Source organism: Kribbella sp. NPDC049227, assembly GCF_043197265.1.
GTDB lineage: Bacteria > Actinomycetota > Actinomycetes > Propionibacteriales > Kribbellaceae > Kribbella.
Genome location: NZ_JBICST010000009.1, coordinates 350,475 through 368,859, shown reverse-complemented (window position 1 = coordinate 368,859; position 18,385 = coordinate 350,475). Strand labels below are relative to the sequence as shown.

Below are 18,385 nucleotides of genomic sequence, written 5' to 3'. Positions count from 1 at the left end.
AGTCGCCGTTAGCTTACATGCGCCGACCGTAGGGACGAAATCGGGTTTATCCGCGGCACCAAGGTCAGCAGCGTCGCCTCCGGCCGGCAGGCGAATCGGATCGGCGCGTACGGCGACGTCCCCAGCCCGGCGGACACGTGCAGGGCCGCCTGGCGGCCGCCGGAACCCCATGTGGACAGGCCCTTCACCCGGGACGTGTCCAGATCGCAGTTGGTCACCAGCGCGCCGTACAGCGGCACCGCCAGTTGTCCGCCGTGGGTGTGGCCGGCCAGCACCAGCGGATAGCCGTCGCTGACGAACCCGTTCAGCACGCGCTGGTACGGCGCGTGCGTGACGCCGATGGACAGGTCCGCCGTCGGGTCCACCTCGCCCGCGACCTCGTCGTACCGGTCGCGCTTGATGTGCGGGTCGTCGGTGCCGGCGAAGTCCAGCCGCAGGCCGTTGACCTTGAGCGTCGCCTTCGCGTTGTTCAGGTCGGTCCAGCCGGCGCCGGTGAACTCGCGCCGCATCTCCTCGTACGGGAGGTCCGGGCCGTGCGGCTTGTGCCGCTGCTTGTGCGCGGGCAGCAGGTACTTCCCCGGGTTCTTGAAGTGCGGCTTCCAGTAGTCGTTGGAGCCGAACACGAAGACCCCGGGGACGTCGAGCAGGTCGCCGTACGCCCGCAGCAGCGGCCGCACCGCGGCCTCGTGGGAGATGTTGTCACCGGTGTTCACGATCAGGTCGGGCTCGAGCGCCGCCAGGTCGTTGACCCAGTTGATCTTGCGCTCCTGGGCCGGCATCAGGTGCAGGTCGGACAGGTGCAGCACCTTCAGCGGCTCCGAGCCCTCGGGGAGCACCGGGACCGTCACTCTGCGCAGTGTGAACCAGCGCACCTCGACGGCGGCCGCGTACGCGACGCAGGCCGCTCCCACGGCGCCGACGACCGCCGTGGCCTTGAAGGTGGTGGTGGCAAGCCCGCGCAAACTCATTCCACCAGCCTGCCACAATGCTGGTCATGTCCAACTCCGGAATGAAGCAGCGCCTGCACGACGACATGACCGCCGCCCTGAAGGCGCGCGACGAGATCCGCAAGTCGACCCTGCGGATGGCGCTCACGGCGATCACCAAGGCGGAGGTGGCCGGCAAGGAGGCCCGGGAGCTGTCCGACGCCGAGGTCGTCGACGTCCTGAGCTCGGAGGCGAAGAAGCGCCGTGAGTCGGTGGTCGCGTACCGCGAGGCCGGTCGCGCCGAGCTCGCCGACAAGGAACAGGCCGAGGCGGACATCCTGGCCGAGTACCTGCCGGAGCAGCTCAGCCGGGAGGAGATCGTTGCCCTGGTCACCGAGGCCGTCGCCGCCACCGGCGCGGCCGAGCTCGGCCCGCGCGGCATCGGCAAGGTCATGGGTGCCCTGCAGCCCAAGGTCAAGGGCAAGGCCGACGGCGCCGTTGTCTCCGCCGAGGTGAAGCGCCAGCTCGGCGCCTGAGCACGCAGAAAGGGCCTCGTCCGCTGGTGGACGAGGCCCTTCTGCAGGTGCTATCCGTGGCCGCGGCCTCCGCAGTTCGGGTACTTCGGGTTCCACGGCGGGCAGTTCGGGTTGATCGTGATCGGGCCGCCCGGGGGTTTGGTCGTGTTACCCGGGGGCTTCGGGCTGTTCTGGGGTTCGTCCTTCTTGCTGCCGTTGGAGACGAAGATCGTGACCTTCGAGCCCTCCGGCGCGCCGTCGCGCTGCCGCGGGTCGGTGTAGGCGACGGTACCCGCGGTCTCCTCGGAGTTGACCGTGCCGGAGGCGATCTCGACGTCGAAGCCGGCCTGACGCAGCTTGTTCGCGGCGTCGTCGGGGTTCATGCCGTTCACGAACGGCAGGTCCTTCACGTTCCCGCGCATGGTCTTGTCCGACGGCTTGGTGAAGTGGGTCGTCGGGAGGCCCTGGAGCGCGCCTTGCATCGCGGTCTCCCAGATCGGGCCGGCCGTGAGGGCACCGCCGGCTTCGTGCATCTCCCGGCCGTCGAGGGTCTGCCCGACCAGTCGCTTGTACGGCGGCGACGCGTCCGCCACGACCGCGGCGGCGGCGACCTTGGACGAGTAACCGGAGTACCAGACTGCCTTGGCCTCCTGGATCGTACCGGTCTTGCCGGCCAGGTCGCTGCGGCCGAACCTCAGGGCCTGACCGGTCCCGCCCGGCTCCATCACCATGTGCAGCACCTCGTTGACGCCGTCGGCGACCTCCGGGGCCAGCACCTGCTTGCAGTCCGCGCCGGGCGTGCTGATCGCCTTGCCGGCGGCGTCCTTCGCCGAGGTGACCAGCCACGGCTTGCAGTACATGCCCCGTGCCGCGAAGGCGGCGTACGCGTTCGACAGCTGCAGCGGGGTCACATAGCCGACGCCCAGTGTCATCGACGGGTACTGGCCGAGCGGGTCGCCCGACTGGGCGTCGTACATGCCGAGCTTCGACGCGATGGTCGCGATGGGGCACAGTCCGACCTGCTGGGACAGCTGCAGGAAGTAGGTGTTGGTCGACTTCTGCGCCGCCTGGATCATGGTCGGATCCGCCACGTTCGTGGTCGAGTTGCCCGGGGTGTACCCCTTCTCGGCGGTGACATGTCCGGTGCAGGTCGTCCACTTCTTGCCGCCCAGCGGAAGGCTGTTGGGCGAGTTGATCTTGTAGGTGAGCGGGAAGCCCTTCTGGATCGCGGCCGCGATCGTGAAGGCCTTCATCGTCGAACCGTTCTGGAAACCGCCGTACCCACCGGCGTAGGACTTCTCGACGTTGTAGTTGTACGACGTCTGGCCCTTCTTGCTGCCGTACGGCTTGCTCTGCACCATCGCCTTCACCAGCCCGGTGCCGGGCTCGACGATGGTGACCGCCGCGATCGCCTGGTCACCCTTCTTGGTGTGCTGGTCGATCGACTTCTGCGCGGCCTTCTGCACCTTCGGGTCCAGCGAGGTGCGGATGGTCAGACCGGCGGTCTTCAGGTAGTTCGCCGCCGTGGTCCGGTCCTTGCCGAAGGCCTTGTTGTCCTCGAGCTGGGACACGACGTACTCGCAGTAGAACGGGTACGGACCGTTCGCGCAGCCGAGCTTGTTCGGCCGGACCTTCGCCGGGTTGATCACCGGGGTCCGCAGCGCCGCGTTCGCCTGGGCCAGCGAGATCACCTTCAGCTCGAGCATCCGGCGCAGTACGACGTCGCGGCGGTCCTTGGCCCGCTTCATGTCGTTCGTCGGGTCGTACCCGGTCGGGTTCTTCACCAGGCCGGCCAGCAGCGCGGCCTGCGGCAGCGTCAACTGGGACGCGTGCACGGAGAAGTAGTGCAGCGAGGCGGCCTCGATGCCCCAGGCACCGTCTCCGAAGTTCGCGAGGTTGAGGTACTTCTCCAGGATCTCGTTCTTCGAGTACTGCTTCTCGACCGCGATCGCGTACCGCAGTTCGGCGACCTTGCGCTGGTAGGTGTCGGCCGTCGCGGCCGCGACCTCCGCGGGCGTGTTCGCCTTCTCGACCAGGCTGATCTTCACATACTGCTGGGTGATGCTGGAACCACCCTGCTGGACCGTGCCCTGGGACTGGTTCTGCAGCAGCGCGCGCAGAGTGCCCTTGGCGTCCAGGGCGCCGTGCTCGTAGAACCGGTCGTCCTCGATCGCGACGATCGCCTTCTGCATGATCGGCGCGACCTTGTTGAGCGAGACCGGCACCCGGTTCTGCTCGGCCAGTGTGGCGATCAGCGAACCGTCGGCGGCCAGGATGGTGCTCTTCTGCTTCAGCGGGACCTCGTCGAACTGCTGCGGCAGGTCCTGCAGGGTCTCTGTGGTCTTCTCGGTGGTGAACCCGGCCAGGCCGGCGAACGGGATGGCAAGACCGGCGGCCAAGGCCCCCGACAGCACGCTCACCCCGAGGAACAGAACCACAGATTGGACGACTCCCCGGTCGCCCTTTTCCCTGACGCGCATGGTTATAGAGACTACGGGATCGCCTGGTTGGGTTACCTGGGCGAATGTGAGTTCCATCACGCTCCGCGGGGCGTGTCGGAAAGGTTTCATCCAAAAGGAGGAGGGCCCGAGCGAAGTGCTCGGGCCCTCCGGTCGTCCGTCGGTCAGGCGGCGAACTGGTGTGCGTCCACCTGGGCCGGTTCGAGGGCCAGGTCGAGCACCTCGCGGACGTCGCTGACCGGGTGGACGGTCAGCTCCGCGAGCACGGACTCCGGTACGTCTTCCAGGTCCGGCTCGTTCCGCTTCGGGATCAGGATCGTGGTCAGCCCGGCCCGGTGTGCGGCGAGCAGCTTCTGCTTCACCCCACCGATCGGGAGGACCCGTCCGGTCAGTGACACCTCGCCGGTCATCGCGACCTCCGAGCGGACCGGCCGCCCGGACAGCAGCGACGCCAGTGCGGTCGTCATCGTGACACCCGCCGACGGTCCGTCCTTCGGGACGGCACCGGCCGGGACGTGGATGTGGGCGTTCCGCTCGGCCAGGTCGCCGACCGGCAGCCCCAGCTCCGCGCCGTGCGAGCGCAGGTACGACAGGGCGATCTGCGCCGACTCCTTCATCACGTCACCGAGCTGTCCGGTCAGCGTGACTCCGGTCGGGCCGGTCTCCTTGTCGGCCAGCGACGCCTCCACGAAGAGCACGTCACCGCCCGCACCGGTCACCGCCAGCCCGGTCGCCACACCCGGAAGCGCCGTACGCTCGACGGACTCCGGAGTGAACTTCGGCGAACCCAGGTAGCTCTTCAGGTCGCCGGCGCCGATGGTCAGCGCACCGGTGTCCTCGCCGAGTGCCATCCGGGCCGTCACCTTGCGCAGGACCCGGGAGATCCCACGCTCCAGCTGGCGTACGCCGGCCTCACGGGTGTACTCGCCGGCCAGCAGTCGCAGCGCCGAGTCCTCGATGGTCACCTCGTCCGCCGTCAGGCCCGCCCGCTCCAGCTGACGCGGGAGCAGGTGGTCACGGGCGATGACGACCTTCTCGTCCTCGGTGTACCCGTCCAGCTGCACCAGTTCCATCCGGTCCAGCAGCGGCGCCGGGATGGAGTCCAGCACGTTCGCCGTGGCCAGGAAGACCACGTCGGACAGGTCCAGCTCGACCTCCAGGTAGTGGTCCCGGAAGGTGTGGTTCTGCGCCGGGTCGAGGACCTCCAGCAGAGCGGCCGTCGGGTCACCCCGGTAGTCCGCACCCACCTTGTCGATCTCGTCGAGCAGCACCACCGGATTCATCGACCCGGCCTCGGTGATGGCCCGGACGATCCGGCCCGGCAGCGCACCGACGTACGTCCGCCGGTGACCGCGGATCTCGGCCTCGTCCCGTACGCCGCCCAAGGCGACCCGGACGAACTTGCGGCCCATCGCCCGTGCCACGGACTCACCCAGCGAGGTCTTACCCACACCAGGCGGACCGACCAGGGCCAGTACGGCGCCACTGCGGCGTCCACCGACCACACCGAGGCCACGGTCCGCGCGGCGGCGCCGTACGGCCAGGTACTCGGTGATGCGCTCCTTGACGTCGTCCAGACCGGAGTGGTCCGCGTCCAGCACGGCCCGCGCGTCGCGGATGTCGTAGCTGTCCTCGGTCCGCTCGTTCCACGGCAGTTCGAGAACGGTGTCCAGCCAGGTGCGGATCCAGCCGACCTCGGGGGACTGCTCCGCGGTCCGCTCCAGCTTGTCGACCTCGGCGAGCGCGGCCTTGCGCACGTGCTCGGGCAGGTCGGCAGCCTCGACGCGGGCCCGGTAGTCCTCTTCCTCGGACTCGGCCTTGCCGTCCAGCTCGGCCAGTTCCTTGCGGATCGCGGCCATCTGCTGGCGCAGCAGGAACTCCCGCTGCTGCTTCTCCATGCCCTCCTGGACGTCCTTCTGGATCGTCTCGGAGACCTCGAGCTCGGCGAGGTGGTCCTTCACCCAGCCGATCAGCTTCTCCAGCCGCTCGGAGACGTTCGCGTTCTCCACCAGCCAGGACTTCTGCTCGTTGGTCAGGTACGACGCGTAGCCGGCCAGGTCGGACAGCTCCGCGGGGTCGTTCACCTGCTTCACGGAGTCGATGACCTGGTAGGCGCCGCGACGCTGCAGCACCGAGGTCACCAGGGTCTTGTACTCGCGGGCGAGCTCGGCCGACCTGGTGTCGGTGATCTCGTGCAGCTCGGTTGCGCTTACCCACAGCGCAGCACCCGGACCGGTGGTCCCGGCGCCGATCAGGACCCGCGAGGTCCCGCGGATCACGGCCGCCTGGGCACCGCCCGGCAGCCGGCCGATCTGCTCGATCTCACCGAGCGTCCCGGCCTTGGCATATTTCCCGTCCAGCCGCGGTACCAGCAGCACCTGGTCCTGGCCAGAGGCCTGCGCGGCGTCGATCGCCGCCCGTGCCTCCGGGTCGGCCAGTCGGACCGGCACGACCATCCCCGGCAGGACCACGACGTCGTCCAGCGGCAGAACAGGAAGATTCAACGTATCGGTCACGCTGTCACACCCTTACGAAAGATTGAGTCTGACAGGCTCAACCATGGCCCCCACCTGGTCATTCCCGCCGCTTCCGGCGTTCGCTGACGGTGAAAACCGGCGTACCGGGTGTAGTGCTCCGCTCTCAGGCCGTGAGCAGGTCGCCGATGAGGCGCAGGCCGGTGAGGTCGTGGACGTCGTCGGCGAGGGCCGGGACCTCCACCGTCGGGATCGCGCGGTGGCCGCGCCGGAACCGGTCGGCCCGCTTGTGGTCCCCGACGACCTGCTGCATCTTGTCGGCGTGCAACCGCAGTACGGCGGCGGTCAGCGGCGACTTGTCCGCCTCCTCCAGCCGCTCCGCCGCGCCCAGTGACCGCTCGGCCGACAGATCCGGCACGTGGGTGGTGGTCACCCGGTTCAGGACTACGCCGGCCAGCGGCATGCTCTCCTCGCGCAACCGCTCGGTGAAGTACGACGCCTCCCGCAGCGCGTCGTTCTGTGGAGCGGCGACCACCAGGAACGCCGTGTGCGGCTCACGCAGCAGCGCCACGGTCCGCTCGGCCCGCTGCCGGAAGCCGCCGAACAACGTGTCGAACGCCGCAACGAACGTCTGTACGTCGGTCAGCACCTGCGCACCGAGCACCTTGTTCAGCACCGACATGGCCATGTTCACCCCGGCCGACATCAGCCGGAACGGGCCGCGGGCAGGTGCCAGCAGCAACCGCAGGAACCGTCCCTCCAGCAGCGAGGCCAACCGCTCCGGCGCGTCCAGGAAGTCGAGCGCCGACCGCGACGGCGGGGTGTCGACGACGATCAGGTCCCAGTCGCCGGACTGCTCGGCCTGCTTGTGCAACTGGCCGAGCTTCTCCATCGCCATGTACTCCTGCGTCCCCGCGAACGACGACGACAGGGCGACGTAGAAGGGATTCGCGAGGATCTGCTCGGCCTTCTCCGGTGTTGCGTGGGCGATCACGACCTCGTCGAAGGTCCGCTTCATGTCCAGCATCATCGCGTCCAGCCGGCCACCGTTCGCCGGGTGGACGCCGGCCACCTCGCGGGGGGTGTTGTCCAGTTCGGTCAGCCCGAGCGACTGCGCCAGCCGCCGGGCCGGGTCGATCGTCAGGACGACGACCTTCCGCCCGCGTTCGGCGGCCCGCAACCCGAGCGCCGCGGCCGTGGTCGTCTTGCCGACCCCACCGGCGCCGCAGGTGACCACGATGCGCGTACCCGGGTCGTCGATCAGCGCATCCAGATCCAGAGCCGTCATCCGCGGAACTCCTCGGCCAGGTCGATCAGGGTGCCGTTGTCGATGCCTTCGGGCTGCAGCTCCAATTCGGTCACCTGCTTGCCGAGGGCATCTATCCGGTCGCGGTTCTCGCGTTCCAGCCCGATCCGGACGGCGTGGTCGTGCGCCTCCGCGATCAGGGTGTCCACCAGCCCCTTGCTCACGGCGACACCGGCGGCGCGCAGCCCTCGGGAGATCTCGGCGGCGGGCAGTTTCTCCTTCACCGCAAGGGCGATCGACTCGTCGTCGAGCGGGCTGTTGCGGACCATGTTCACGACGATCGAACCGATCCGCAGGTCCAGCTCCTCCAGGTGCTCGACCGCGTCCAGCGTCTCCTGGACCGGCATCTCCTCCAGTAACGTGACCAGGTGGATCCGGGTGACGTCGGAGCGCAGCATGCCCATGATCGCGTCCGCCTGGTTGCGGACCGGCCCGACCTTGGCCAGGTCGGCGACCTCGTGGTTCACGTTCAGGAACCGTGCGATCCGCCCGGTCGGCGGTGCGTCCAGTACGACGGCGTCGTACGCGAGCCGCCCGTGCGACTTGCGCCGGGTCGCCTCGTAGACCTTGCCGGTCAGCAGGACGTCGCGCAGACCCGGGGCGATCGTGGTGACGAAGTCGATCGCGCCCACCTTGTCGAGCGCCTTCCCGGCCCGGCCCAGGTGGTAGTACATGTCGAGGTACTCCAGCAGCGCGGCCTCGGCGTCGACGGCCAGCGCGAACACCTCGCCGCCGCCCGGACCCTGCGCGATCCGGGTCTCGACGTACGGCAGTGGCGGGAGGTCGAAGAGCTGGGCAAGCCCTTGCCTGCCTTCCACCTCGACCAGCAGGATCCGCTTGCCCTGCTCGGCCAGCGCGAGTGCCATGGCAGCCGCAACGGTCGTCTTCCCGGTGCCGCCCTTGCCGGTCACCACGTGCAGCCTCGCCATGGTCTCCAGGGTAGGACGTGGGCCACACCACACTCGCTACGGCGCCCGTTAGAGTCCACCTCATGAAGAAGTTCGAGTACTTCACCGCACCGCTGCTGGTCCACTCGACCAAGGAGATCCTGGACAACTTCGGCCAGGACGGCTGGGAGCTGGTCCAGGTCGTCCCGGGCCTCAACCCGGAGAACCTGGTCGCCTACTTCAAGCGGGAGATCGAGGACAAATGAGCCACCCCGAGGAGAAGCTGACCGAGCTCGGCCTCAAGCTGCCCGACGTGGCCAAGCCGGTGGCGGCGTACGTGCCGGCGATTCGGACCGGCAACCTCGTCTACACGTCCGGCCAGCTGCCGTTGCGCGACGGCACCCTGATCGCCACCGGCAAGGTCGGCGGCGAGGTGAGCGCCGAGGTCGCCAGCGACTGCGCCCAGCAGTGCGCGCTGAACGCGCTGGCCGCGGTCAAGGCGCAGATCGGTGACCTGGCCAACGTGGCCCGCGTCGTCAAGGTGGTCGCCTTCATCGCCTCGACACCCGACTTCACCGGTCAGCCGCAGGTCGCCAACGGCGCGTCCGAGCTCATCGGCCAGGTCTTCGGCGAGGCCGGCCAGCACGCGCGCAGCGCCGTCGGCGTACCGGTGCTGCCGCTGGACGCGCCGGTCGAGGTCGAGCTGATCGTCGAGGTCGCCTGACGGCTCGGCATGGTCCGCGATCTGGATTCCGAACCGCTGTCCGGACGGATGGCGGAGGCTGCCCTCGCCTACGTCCGTGAGGCCCGTACGCCGGTCGCGCCGCGGCCGGCGTCGACGGTGATCCTGCTGCGCGACACTGCCGCCGGACCGGAGGTCTACCTCCTCCGGCGGCAGCAGTCGATGGCGTTCGCGGCCGGGATGACCGTGTTCCCCGGCGGGCGGGTCGATCCGACCGACTCGACCGTCGCCGACTCGTGGTCCGGCCCGCCGCCGGCGTGGTTCGCGGCCCGGATGGGGTGCTCGGCCGAGGCCGCGGCTGCCTTTGTCGCGGCCGCCGTACGCGAGACGTTCGAGGAATCCGGCGTACTGCTGGCGGGGCCGTCGAGTGAATCGGTCGTCGACGACACCACCGGCGACGACTGGGAGGCTGACCGGGTCGCGCTGGAGTCCCGCGAGCTGGGGTTCGCCGACTTCCTGCACCGGCGCGGGCTGGTGCTGCGGGCCGATCTGCTCGGCGCGTGGGCGCACTGGATCACCCCCGAGTTCGAACCACGGCGGTACGACACCCGCTTCTTCGTCGCCGCGCTTCCGGCCGGCCAGATCACCCGGGACGTGACGAGCGAGTCCGACCAGGTCGCCTGGATGCGCCCGGCCGACGCCGTCGCCGCGGTGCACGCGGGTGAGCTGCTGATGCTGCCACCGACGTACGTCTGCTGCCGCGACCTCACGTCGTACGACGACGTCGCCGCGATCCTGGCCGCGGCAGGTGACCGTGAGATCCGGCCGGTGCTGCCCGCCGTACGGGTCGAGGGCGACCAGGCCTATCTGGAGACCACATGACTGTCGAGCAGGTGACGCCGTACGCCGCCCGCGTTCTGGCCGCGAACCCGGGGCCGATGACGCTGGACGGCACCAACACGTGGATCCTGCGAGCGCCCGACGCGGATCGGTCCGTCGTGGTCGATCCCGGTCCGCTGCTGGAGGAGCACCTGCAGGCCGTGCTCGATGCCGCCGGCGACGTGGCCGTCGTACTGCTCACGCACAAGCACCCGGACCACTCGGAGGGCGCGGCCTGGTTCGCGAACCGTGCGAGCTGCGCAGTCCGCTCCGTCGACCCGGCGTTCCGGATCCCCACCGACCACGCGCACGGCCTCGCCGAGGGGGACGTGATCACCGCCGACAACCTCCGGATCGAGGTCCTCCCGACGCCCGGTCACACGCTCGACTCGGTCTGCTTCTGGCTCCCGCAGGACGGCTCGCTCCTGACCGGAGACACCGTCCTGGGCCGCGGCACCTCCGTCGTAGCCCACCCAGACGGTGCCCTAGGCCCCTATCTCGAGTCCCTCGAACGCCTCCGAGCCTTCGCCAACTCCCCAGCCGGGGTGGACCGCCTACTCCCCGGCCACGGCCCAGTCATCGACGACCCCACCGCCGTCCTCACCTACTACCTCAACCACCGCCACGAACGCCTGACCCAGGTCCGCGCAGCAATAGCCGCAGGCCACACCACCCCAGAAGCCGTAGTACGCCACGTCTACACCGACGTAAACCCCACCCTCTGGCCCGCCGCCGAACGCTCCGTCCGAGCCCAACTCGACTATTTGAACGGATAACCCCTGAGGCTCGACGATTTGAACGGATAACCCCCGAGGTTGCTGCTTCTCGCCCCATAATTCGAGCGAACAAGCGGCAATTTGAGGGGATGACCCTCGGGAGCGTTGTCCACAGATTTGTGGAGAGGGCGTTCGAGGGCCGCGCGGGCGGGGATGCTGGTCGGGTGAATCCCAGACTCAGCGCACTCGCCGAACGACAGGGCGAGGTGTTCAGCCGTGGGCAGGCTCTCGCCAGCGGGTACACCCCGCGACAGGTCGCCGATCGCCTGGCGGACGGTCGATGGGAGCGCGTCAGGCACGGCCAGTACGCCGAACGCAGCGACGTCAGCGCGATGCCACCGTGGGAGCAACAGCGGGTTCGGCATCTCCGCGCAATCCACGCGGTGCTGAACGCTCATCGGGACGGCGCAGTCGTCGTCAGCCACCAGTCCGCGCTCGCGCTTCACGGCATGCCGCTCTGGGGTCTCGACCTCAAACATGTGCACGTCACCCGTGCCCGCGATCGGGCGGGCGGTCTGGTCGCGGGCGTCCAGCACCACCTGGGCCGTCTGGTGCCAGCAGACGTCAACCACGCCGACGGAGTGCCGGTGACAACCGTGCCTCGTGCTCTCATCGAGACCGCCTGTACGACGTCCTTCGAGGCTGCAGTCGTCGCCGCGGACGCAGTACTGCATGAAGGCCGCGTCGACGAGGCGGAGCTACTCCGGCTGCTGCAGGTGATCGAGTTCTGGCCAGGTAGTCCGGTGGCGCGGGCAGCGGTGCGGTTCGCCGATGCGCGGTCCGAGTCGGTCGGAGAATCGCGCCTCCGGGTCCTGATGCACCAGTTCGACCTGCCCGCTCCGGCGCTCCAGGCCGAGTTCTACGACGCCGACGGGTTCATAGCGCGAGTCGACTTCCACTTCCCGCTGGACGACACCGTGGTGGAGTTCGACGGGCTGCTGAAGTACGGCGGCGGCTCGCCCGACGTACTGATCCAGGAGAAGCGGCGCGAGGATCGGCTCCGAGCCCTCGGTCTCCAAGTGGTGCGGGCCACATGGTCGGACTTCAACCGCCCGGCCCGCCTGGCAGCCGCAATCCGGGGCGCGCTGACCCGCGCCCAGAAGGCAGCCTAACCCGCCGACTCAGCCACCTCCGGCCCGCCTCCGCGCCAACCACATTCGAGGGGATATCCCCTGAAAGAGCCGGTTATCCCCTCGAAATTCGCCCTGACAACCGGCAACTCAAGGGGATATCCGGTGAAATCGCCGGGGTGCCGGAGGGTTCGGGTCGGTGTGATCGGGGTGGGTCGGCAGGTGGGGGTGTGGGTTAGCGAGCTCGGCGTTGGAGGCGGTCTACGTCGAGGAGTACGACGGAGCGGGGCTCCAGGCGGACCCAGCCTCGGGAGGCGAAGTCGGCGAGGGCCTTGTTGACGGTCTCGCGGGAGGCGCCGACGAGTTGGGCCAGCTCCTCCTGGGTGAGGTCGTGGTGGACGTGGACGCCGTCGTCGGCGGTCCGGCCGAAGCGGCTGGCCAGGTCGAGCAGGGCCTTCGCGACCCGGCCCGGGACGTCGGAGAACACCAGGTCGGCGACCACGTCGGAGACCTTGCGCAGCCGGGAAGCCAGCTGGAGCAGCAGGCCGCGGGCCACCTCGGGGCGGCCGGCCAGCCAGCGCAGCAGTTCGTCGTGGGTCAGTGACATCAGTGAGGCGTCAGTGACCGCGGTGACCGTGGCGGAGCGCGGTCCCGGGTCGAACAGGGACAGCTCGCCGAACATCTGACCCGGGCCGAGGACCGCGATCAGGTTCTCCCGGCCGTCGGCCGAGGTCCGGCCCAGCTTGACCTTGCCCTCGACGACCACGAACAGCCGATCACCGGAGTCGCCCTCGTGGAACAGCACCTGGCCGCGGCGCAGCCGGTTCTCGGTCATCGAGGCGGCCAGGGCGTCGGCCGCCTCGTCGTCGAGCTGACTGAACAGCGGTGCCTGTCGGAGCACTGCGGCATCCACTTTGGGCCTCCTAGGACCTTCGACCACGACTTGCGGGTGGGGGTTCGACCCCTCCCGGCACCGGGTCGTGCACACCCGGTTGCCCCAAAACCGTAGCCCCTCGGGTGTCGGACCCGCCACGTAGGCTGTCCTGCATGCCATCCCCGCGTGTCGCGGCTCCGGTCCCAGGGCCGCTGCCGACAGTACCTCTGAAGCTGCCTCGCAAGGCCCCCGTCTTCGTCGACGAGACGCACACCCAGCTCGTCCGCCGGGCCCGGAAGATGCACAAGGTGCTCACCGAGACGTATCCGGACGCTCACTGCGAGCTGGACTTCACCACCCCGCTCGAGTTGCTGGTGGCCACCATCCTGTCGGCCCAGACCACCGACGTGCTGGTGAACAAGGTGACCCCGGGCCTGTTCGCGAAGTACCCGAACGCCCAGGCCTACGCGGAGGCGGACCGGGAGGAGCTGGAGGCGATCCTCAAGCCGACCGGCTTCTTCCGGGCCAAGACCAACAGCGTGATGAAGCTCGGCCAGGCCCTGGTCGACGACTACGACGGCGTCGTACCGAACAAGCTGACCGAGCTGGTCAAGCTGCCCGGCACCGGCCGCAAGACGGCGAACGTGGTGCTCGGCAACGCCTTCGGCATCCCCGGGATCACCGTCGACACCCACTTCGGCCGGCTGGTACGCCGGTTCGGCTGGACCACCGAGCAGGATCCGGTCAAGGTCGAGCACATCATCGGTGACCTGTTCCCGAAGAAGGACTGGACGATGCTCTCGCACCGGCTGATCTTCCACGGCCGCCGTCGCTGCCACGCCAAGAAGCCGGCCTGCGGCGCCTGCCCGGTGGCCCAGTGGTGCCCGTCGTACGGCACCGGTCCGACCAACCCCGAGGCCGCGGCGAAGCTGGTGAAGGTCCCGGCATGAGGGTGCGTACGACGCTGTGGGCGGTCGGCTGGCTTGTCGCCGGACTGCTCCTGGCGTCGTGTGGATCCGACCAGCCCGGCGCGACCGGCCCGACCACCCGGTCCACGGTCGCCGGCGCCGACAAGCTGGTGGCCTGCCCGTCGACCGAGTCGAAACCGCCGGTCAGCAACGGACTTCCGGACGTCAGCCTGCCCTGCCTGGGCAGCGGGCCCGACATCAGGCTCGCGGACCTCCGCGGCCCACTCGTCATCAACGTCTGGGCCCAGTGGTGCACTCCGTGCCGCGAAGAAGCGCCGTACCTGGCCGAGCTGGCGAAGCGGACGACCGGGAAGGTGCAACTGCTGGGGATCGACTACGACGATCCGCGCGCCGAGCTGGCGGTGAAGTTCGCCGGCGATCAGCAGCTGAGCTACCCGCACCTGGTGGACACGGACAAGCAGTTGCGCCAGCCGTTCAAGATCGGTGGGCCACCGATCAGCGTCTTCGTCAACTCCGACGGTGCGATCGCCTACGTCCACCACGGACCGTTCACGTCGCAGCGGCAACTGGACCAACTGGTGCGGGACAAGCTGGGAGTGACGTTGTGACGTTCGAGGGTGTGGAGATCCCGGACTGGCTGCAGCCGCTGGCGAAGGCGTCCGAGGAGGTCGACCCGAAGCTGTTGTCCCGTTTCCTGCCGCCGGACGATCCGTCCGTGCGGCAGTCCGCCGTACTGATCTTGCTTGCCGAGGGCAACGACGGGCCGGAGGTGCTGCTGACCGAGCGGGCCTGGACGTTGCGGCGGCACGCCGGGCAGATGGCGTTCCCGGGCGGCGGCGTCGATCCGGAGGACGGCACCGGCGACGACGGTCTGGTGCGCACCGCCATGCGGGAGGCCGAGGAGGAGACCGGTCTGGACCCGGCGGGCGTCGTCCCGTTCGCGATCTGGCCGCCGCTCTGGGTGCCGGTGAGCAACTTCGGGGTGTCGCCGGTGCTGGCCTGGTGGCGGGAGCCGTCGCCGGTCGCGGTGGTCGACCCGGCCGAGGTGGCGTCGGTGCACACCGTGCCCGTCAGCGCGCTGGTCGATCCGGCGAACCGGATCAGCTGCCTGCACCCGTCCGGATTCACCGGGCCGGCGTTCACCGTCGGCGACCTCTACATCTGGGGTTTCACCGCCGGGCTGCTGGACAAATTGCTGGTGCTGGGCGGCTGGGCGCGCGACTGGGACCCCTCGGTCGTCGTACCGTTGCCCGACCGACTGGTCGAGGCGGCCTGGCGGAGCGAGGGACGACGACCGGAGGACGTGCGGCGGCTGACCGCCATCGAGCACGACCTCGGCCGTCCGGACGGTGACGAGTCGGAAGGTGTGGAGTGAGCAAGCTCGACTACGCGCTGCTGATCATCACCGCGCTGGTGGCGATCTCGGGGTACATCGAGGGGTTCGTCCTAGGTGCCTGCGCCACGATCGGCCTGCTCGCCGGTGCCGCGGTCGGCGTCTGGGGCGTACCGCGGGTGCTGGACAACTTCTCGCCGAGCGTCTCGGTCTCGTTCGCCGCGCTGGTGCTGGTCGTGGTGCTCGCGTCGATCGGGCGGACGATAGGTGCCGTCCTGGGGTCCAGACTCAGGAACAAGATGACCTGGCGGCCGGTGAAGGCCGTCGACGCGCTCGGTGGCGCCGCGCTGGCGGCCGTGTCGGTGCTGATCGTCTCCTGGGTGCTCGGTGTCGCGGTGAGCGGCGCGCGGATCCCGAGCGTGACGTCCGCCGTCCGCGGCTCGCAGGTGCTGGCGAAGGTCGACCAGGTGCTGCCGAGCCGCGCCGACCAGGCCCTGCAGGCGTTCAACGACGTCGTGAACACCGACCTGTTCCCGCGCTTCCTCGATCCGTTCGTGCCGGAGCGGATCCGCGAGACGCAACCGCCGGATTCCGCGATCGCCCGGCAGCCGCTGGTCCGCGACGCCTACACCCGGATCGCCAAGGTCACCGGGGTCGCGAGCTGCTCGCGCGGCCTCGAGGGCAGTGGGTTCGTGTACGCGCCGCAGCGGGTGATGACGAATGCCCACGTCGTCGCCGGTGTCAGCTCGCCGCAGGTCGAGGTCAACGGGAAGTCGTACGAGGCGACCGTCGTACTGTTCGACCCCGAGGTCGACATCGCGGTGCTGTACGTGCCCAAGCTGGACATGGCGCCGCTGAACTTCGACCTGAACGGCAAGGCGGACGACCCGGCGGTCGTGCTCGGGTACCCGGAGAACGGTCCGTTCGACTCCGAGCCGGCCCGGATCCGGTCCGAGGAGCGGCTCCGCGGTCCGGACATCTACGGCGACCGCACGGTCACCCGGCAGGCGTTCTCGATCTGGGCCTCGGTCCGGCCCGGCAACTCCGGCGGCCCGCTGCTCTCGTCCAAGGGCTCCGTGTACGGCGTGGTGTTCGCGGCATCGGTCGAGGACAACCGGACCGGCTACGTCCTGACCGCCGAACAGGTCGCGGACGACGCCCGCGAGGGCGCCAACACAACCCAGGAAGTCTCCACCCAAACCTGCACCTAGCTGCTGCAGCAGATCCGCCACGCCGCCGCGTTGAAGGGGTGTGACGGTGACGATCGATGGGGTGAAGCAGGCGTTGTCGTTCGACGAGCTGGTGCAGTCGAGCGAGCGGCGGCTGCTGCGGCTCGGTCTGATGCTGACCGGCGGCGTGCACAGTGCCGAGGACCTGGTTCAAACCGTGTTCGCCCGCGCACACCGCAAGTGGGCCCGGATCAGTGCGTTGGACCATCCCGAGGCGTACCTGCGGACCATGGTGGTCAACGAGTTCCTCAGCTGGCGCCGGCTGCGCAGGTACGGCGAGGTCCCGGTCGCCGAAACGGCCGACCAGCCGTCCGGTGAGGACATCAGCGCCCGGCAGGCTCAGCGCGACGCCGCCTGGCGCATCCTGTCCGGGCTGCCACGCCAGCAACGCGCCGTGCTCGTCCTGCGGTACTACGAAGACCTGCCGGACAGCGAGATCGCCGAGGTACTGGGCGTCACGCCCGGCACGGTCCGGTCCAATGCCTCCCGAGGGCTGGAGACCCTACGGAACAAGCTGCCCGCCGAGGAGGAGCACTGAGATGGCCAGGCTGACAGACGACGAGATCGGCGAGCTGCTCCGGGAGACCTTCACGGAGAAGGAAGAGCTGACCGACCGTTTGCCCGAGGCAACTACAAGGCGGCGGACCGGCCCGATCCTGCTGGCCGCGGCCGCGGTCCTGATCGTCGTCGCGGGCGCCCTGTACGGCGTCCACCGGCTGACCTCCCCGGCCCCGGAGCCCCCGGCCGCGGCGAAGAGCTTGACCGACACCGACATCTGGGTCGGCGCGATCGAGGCGGGAGCACAGCGGTTCGCGCCGAAGGATGGGTGGAAGGAGCTGGTGCTGCGGCCCGCGTCGGTCGCTGGGCCGCAGGAGTCCGCCAACCGCGCCGAGCTGTCGGATCCGGTCCAGCAGGCGATCGCAGCGCGGCTCTCCGAGACGGTGCCTGCCCACTGGGACGGCCCGGGCACGGTCTATACGACCACGTCGTGCCGACTGAATGGGGTGGCGCAGATCGGGGTCGGCGATCTCGTCGACACGGGTGACCAGGTCGAAGTCCGGATGACCATCACCTACGCCTGCGGCAGCTGGTACGTCGTGACCTATCGCGTCGACCGGTCCGGTGCGGGGTCGATCCTGGAGGTCACCGGCCGGCCGGCGTTCACGACCTGCGCTACCCCCGGAGGGACGCCAGCCAGTCCACGAGCTGGGTGTTGAACAGGTCCGGCGCTTCCTCGTGCGGGAAGTGACCCGACGGAGTAAGGAGCTCGTGGCGCAGCGGTGCCGTGATCAGGCGTGGAGGGGTGACCGCGCTCGGCGACACCGCCGCGTCCTGTGCCCCGTAGATCTGCAGCACGGGTACGGCGATCGGCGTACGCATCTTCGCCGAGTACTTGCGCCCGTCGGGGCGCAGCCGGGACCGGGCGAACCAGCGGTGGTACTCGAGCGCACAGTGCGGTGCCGGCCAGACCTGCAAGGCGGCGCGGTAGCGACGGGACGCCTCGGCGTCGGGGAAGCTGCCGCCAGGCGCCGCCCACGCGCGGAGGAGCTGTTCGATGTGCCTGCCGTCCTGGGCGAGCAGACGACGCTCGGGCAGGATCGGCAGCTGGAACCACGCGGTGCGCGTCAACGCCTTCGGCTGACCGGACCGGGCCAGCAGAAGCGGGTGTGGTGCCGAGACCGCGGCCAGCGCCCGGATCTGACGCGGCGCGAGTACGGCGGCCGACCAGCCGATGAAGCCACCCCAGCCATGACCGACCACGACGGCGTCGGTGGCGCCGAGCGAGCGGATGACGCCGGATACATCAGCGGCGGCGGTGTACGGGTCGTAACCGCGTGGGGTCTTGTCGCTGGCGCCGTACCCGCGCAGGTCCATCGCGACGGCGCGGTAGCCGGCCGCGGCGACCACCGGCAGCTGGTGGCGCCAGGCCCACCAGAACTCGGGAAAGCCGTGCAGGAACAGGACCAGTGGGTCGTCGGCCGCTCCGCATTCGGCGACGTGGAACCGTGCTCCGTTGGCCGCCACCAGTGAGTGCGACCAAGGCCC

General features: G+C 69.5%; 19 protein-coding genes. 12 read left to right on the top strand and 7 right to left on the bottom strand.

What is annotated here, in order from left to right; translation table 11 throughout:
* Positions 1-8: 8 nt before the first annotated feature.
* Positions 9-962 carry a metallophosphoesterase gene (locus tag ACGFH6_RS38245; RefSeq protein WP_393395102.1) on the bottom strand — a complete coding sequence of 318 codons (954 nt, stop codon included), beginning with the start codon at positions 960-962 and terminating at the stop codon, positions 9-11.
* A 32-nt stretch (positions 963-994) separates the two neighbouring features.
* Here ACGFH6_RS38245 and ACGFH6_RS38240 point away from each other — a divergent pair, with 32 nt between their 5' ends.
* Positions 995-1,462 carry a GatB/YqeY domain-containing protein gene (locus ACGFH6_RS38240; protein WP_393394510.1) on the top strand — a complete coding sequence of 156 codons (468 nt, stop codon included), beginning with the start codon at positions 995-997 and terminating at the stop codon, positions 1,460-1,462.
* Positions 1,463-1,512: 50 nt separating this feature from the next.
* Here the strand turns inward: ACGFH6_RS38240 and ACGFH6_RS38235 are convergent, their stop codons facing one another.
* The 4 genes from ACGFH6_RS38235 to ACGFH6_RS38220 all read right to left on the bottom strand — a co-directional run bounded on the left by ACGFH6_RS38235 (position 1,513) and on the right by ACGFH6_RS38220 (position 8,609).
* A complete protein-coding gene (locus ACGFH6_RS38235; RefSeq protein ID WP_393394507.1) occupies positions 1,513-3,921 on the bottom strand; it encodes a penicillin-binding protein in 2,409 nt (802 codons plus the stop codon).
* 143 nt (positions 3,922-4,064) lie between these two features.
* Complete coding sequence (gene lon, locus ACGFH6_RS38230) at positions 4,065-6,416, bottom strand: endopeptidase La (RefSeq protein ID WP_393394504.1); 2,352 nt, start codon at positions 6,414-6,416, stop codon at positions 4,065-4,067.
* Positions 6,417-6,540: 124 nt separating this feature from the next.
* Positions 6,541-7,662 carry an ArsA family ATPase gene (locus tag ACGFH6_RS38225; protein WP_393394501.1) on the bottom strand — a complete coding sequence of 374 codons (1,122 nt, stop codon included), beginning with the start codon at positions 7,660-7,662 and terminating at the stop codon, positions 6,541-6,543.
* On the bottom strand, positions 7,659-8,609 hold the full coding sequence (locus ACGFH6_RS38220; protein ID WP_393394498.1) for an ArsA-related P-loop ATPase: 951 nt from the start codon (positions 8,607-8,609) through the stop codon (positions 7,659-7,661). Before ACGFH6_RS38220 ends, ACGFH6_RS38225 begins: the two co-directional genes overlap by 4 nt.
* A 62-nt stretch (positions 8,610-8,671) precedes the next feature.
* On the opposite strand from ACGFH6_RS38220, the gene ACGFH6_RS38215 reads away from it, so the two are divergent.
* From ACGFH6_RS38215 to ACGFH6_RS38195, 5 genes are all read left to right on the top strand, one after another.
* Complete coding sequence (locus ACGFH6_RS38215; RefSeq protein ID WP_165553378.1) at positions 8,672-8,833, top strand: DUF4177 domain-containing protein; 162 nt, start codon at positions 8,672-8,674, stop codon at positions 8,831-8,833.
* Complete coding sequence (locus tag ACGFH6_RS38210; RefSeq protein WP_393394495.1) at positions 8,830-9,291, top strand: RidA family protein; 462 nt, start codon at positions 8,830-8,832, stop codon at positions 9,289-9,291. Before ACGFH6_RS38215 ends, ACGFH6_RS38210 begins: the two co-directional genes overlap by 4 nt.
* 9 nt (positions 9,292-9,300) lie before the next feature.
* Positions 9,301-10,131, top strand: a complete 831-nt coding sequence (locus ACGFH6_RS38205; protein ID WP_393394492.1) for an NUDIX hydrolase — start codon at positions 9,301-9,303, stop codon at positions 10,129-10,131.
* Positions 10,128-10,904 (top strand): MBL fold metallo-hydrolase, encoded by a 777-nt coding sequence (locus ACGFH6_RS38200; RefSeq protein WP_393394489.1) that lies wholly within the window; start codon positions 10,128-10,130, stop codon positions 10,902-10,904. The genes ACGFH6_RS38205 and ACGFH6_RS38200 overlap by 4 nt, the downstream gene beginning before the upstream one ends.
* 164 nt (positions 10,905-11,068) lie before the next feature.
* Entirely contained in the window at positions 11,069-12,016 is a 948-nt protein-coding gene (locus tag ACGFH6_RS38195; protein ID WP_393394486.1) for a type IV toxin-antitoxin system AbiEi family antitoxin domain-containing protein, read from the top strand.
* Positions 12,017-12,209: 193 nt separating this feature from the next.
* Here the strand turns inward: ACGFH6_RS38195 and ACGFH6_RS38190 are convergent, their stop codons facing one another.
* Positions 12,210-12,887 carry a Crp/Fnr family transcriptional regulator gene (locus tag ACGFH6_RS38190; protein WP_131361434.1) on the bottom strand — a complete coding sequence of 226 codons (678 nt, stop codon included), beginning with the start codon at positions 12,885-12,887 and terminating at the stop codon, positions 12,210-12,212.
* Between the two features lie 134 nt (positions 12,888-13,021).
* Here ACGFH6_RS38190 and nth point away from each other — a divergent pair, with 134 nt between their 5' ends.
* Genes nth through ACGFH6_RS38160 form a run of 6 tightly spaced genes read left to right on the top strand, consistent with a single transcriptional unit; the run spans position 13,022 to position 17,556 of the window.
* Positions 13,022-13,798: an endonuclease III gene (gene nth / locus ACGFH6_RS38185; RefSeq protein ID WP_393394483.1), complete on the top strand. Its 777-nt coding sequence runs from the start codon at positions 13,022-13,024 to the stop codon at positions 13,796-13,798.
* A complete protein-coding gene (locus tag ACGFH6_RS38180; RefSeq protein ID WP_393394480.1) occupies positions 13,795-14,385 on the top strand; it encodes a TlpA family protein disulfide reductase in 591 nt (196 codons plus the stop codon). The genes nth and ACGFH6_RS38180 overlap by 4 nt, the downstream gene beginning before the upstream one ends.
* Positions 14,382-15,152, top strand: coding sequence for an NUDIX hydrolase (locus ACGFH6_RS38175; protein WP_393394477.1), 771 nt, complete (start codon positions 14,382-14,384; stop codon positions 15,150-15,152). Before ACGFH6_RS38180 ends, ACGFH6_RS38175 begins: the two co-directional genes overlap by 4 nt.
* Positions 15,149-16,321 (top strand): MarP family serine protease, encoded by a 1,173-nt coding sequence (locus ACGFH6_RS38170; protein WP_393394474.1) that lies wholly within the window; start codon positions 15,149-15,151, stop codon positions 16,319-16,321. The genes ACGFH6_RS38175 and ACGFH6_RS38170 overlap by 4 nt, the downstream gene beginning before the upstream one ends.
* A gap of 46 nt (positions 16,322-16,367) precedes the next feature.
* Entirely contained in the window at positions 16,368-16,877 is a 510-nt protein-coding gene (locus ACGFH6_RS38165) for a SigE family RNA polymerase sigma factor (RefSeq protein WP_393394472.1), read from the top strand.
* Position 16,878: 1 nt separating this feature from the next.
* Complete coding sequence (locus tag ACGFH6_RS38160) at positions 16,879-17,556, top strand: hypothetical protein (protein ID WP_393394469.1); 678 nt, start codon at positions 16,879-16,881, stop codon at positions 17,554-17,556.
* On the opposite strand, the gene ACGFH6_RS38155 is transcribed toward ACGFH6_RS38160, so the two are convergent.
* Positions 17,513-18,364 (bottom strand): alpha/beta fold hydrolase, encoded by an 852-nt coding sequence (locus ACGFH6_RS38155; protein WP_393394466.1) that lies wholly within the window; start codon positions 18,362-18,364, stop codon positions 17,513-17,515. The genes ACGFH6_RS38160 and ACGFH6_RS38155 overlap by 44 nt on opposite strands.
* Positions 18,365-18,385: the final 21 nt, after the last annotated feature.

What these genes read in the sequence shown, in the direction of transcription:
- ACGFH6_RS38160 (WP_393394469.1), top strand. Translation starts at nt 16,879, where the DNA reads ATGGCCAGGCTGACAGACGACGAGATCGGCGAGCTGCTCCGGGAGACC.
- ACGFH6_RS38205 (WP_393394492.1), top strand. Translation starts at nt 9,301, where the DNA reads ATGGTCCGCGATCTGGATTCCGAACCGCTGTCCGGACGGATGGCGGAG.
- ACGFH6_RS38200 (WP_393394489.1), top strand. Translation starts at nt 10,128, where the DNA reads ATGACTGTCGAGCAGGTGACGCCGTACGCCGCCCGCGTTCTGGCCGCG.
- ACGFH6_RS38180 (WP_393394480.1), top strand. Translation starts at nt 13,795, where the DNA reads ATGAGGGTGCGTACGACGCTGTGGGCGGTCGGCTGGCTTGTCGCCGGA.
- ACGFH6_RS38235 (WP_393394507.1), bottom strand. Translation starts at nt 3,921, where the DNA reads ATGCGCGTCAGGGAAAAGGGCGACCGGGGAGTCGTCCAATCTGTGGTT.
- ACGFH6_RS38225 (WP_393394501.1), bottom strand. Translation starts at nt 7,662, where the DNA reads ATGACGGCTCTGGATCTGGATGCGCTGATCGACGACCCGGGTACGCGC.
- ACGFH6_RS38240 (WP_393394510.1), top strand. Translation starts at nt 995, where the DNA reads ATGTCCAACTCCGGAATGAAGCAGCGCCTGCACGACGACATGACCGCC.
- ACGFH6_RS38215 (WP_165553378.1), top strand. Translation starts at nt 8,672, where the DNA reads ATGAAGAAGTTCGAGTACTTCACCGCACCGCTGCTGGTCCACTCGACC.
- nth (WP_393394483.1), top strand. Translation starts at nt 13,022, where the DNA reads ATGCCATCCCCGCGTGTCGCGGCTCCGGTCCCAGGGCCGCTGCCGACA.
- ACGFH6_RS38220 (WP_393394498.1), bottom strand. Translation starts at nt 8,609, where the DNA reads ATGGCGAGGCTGCACGTGGTGACCGGCAAGGGCGGCACCGGGAAGACG.
- ACGFH6_RS38210 (WP_393394495.1), top strand. Translation starts at nt 8,830, where the DNA reads ATGAGCCACCCCGAGGAGAAGCTGACCGAGCTCGGCCTCAAGCTGCCC.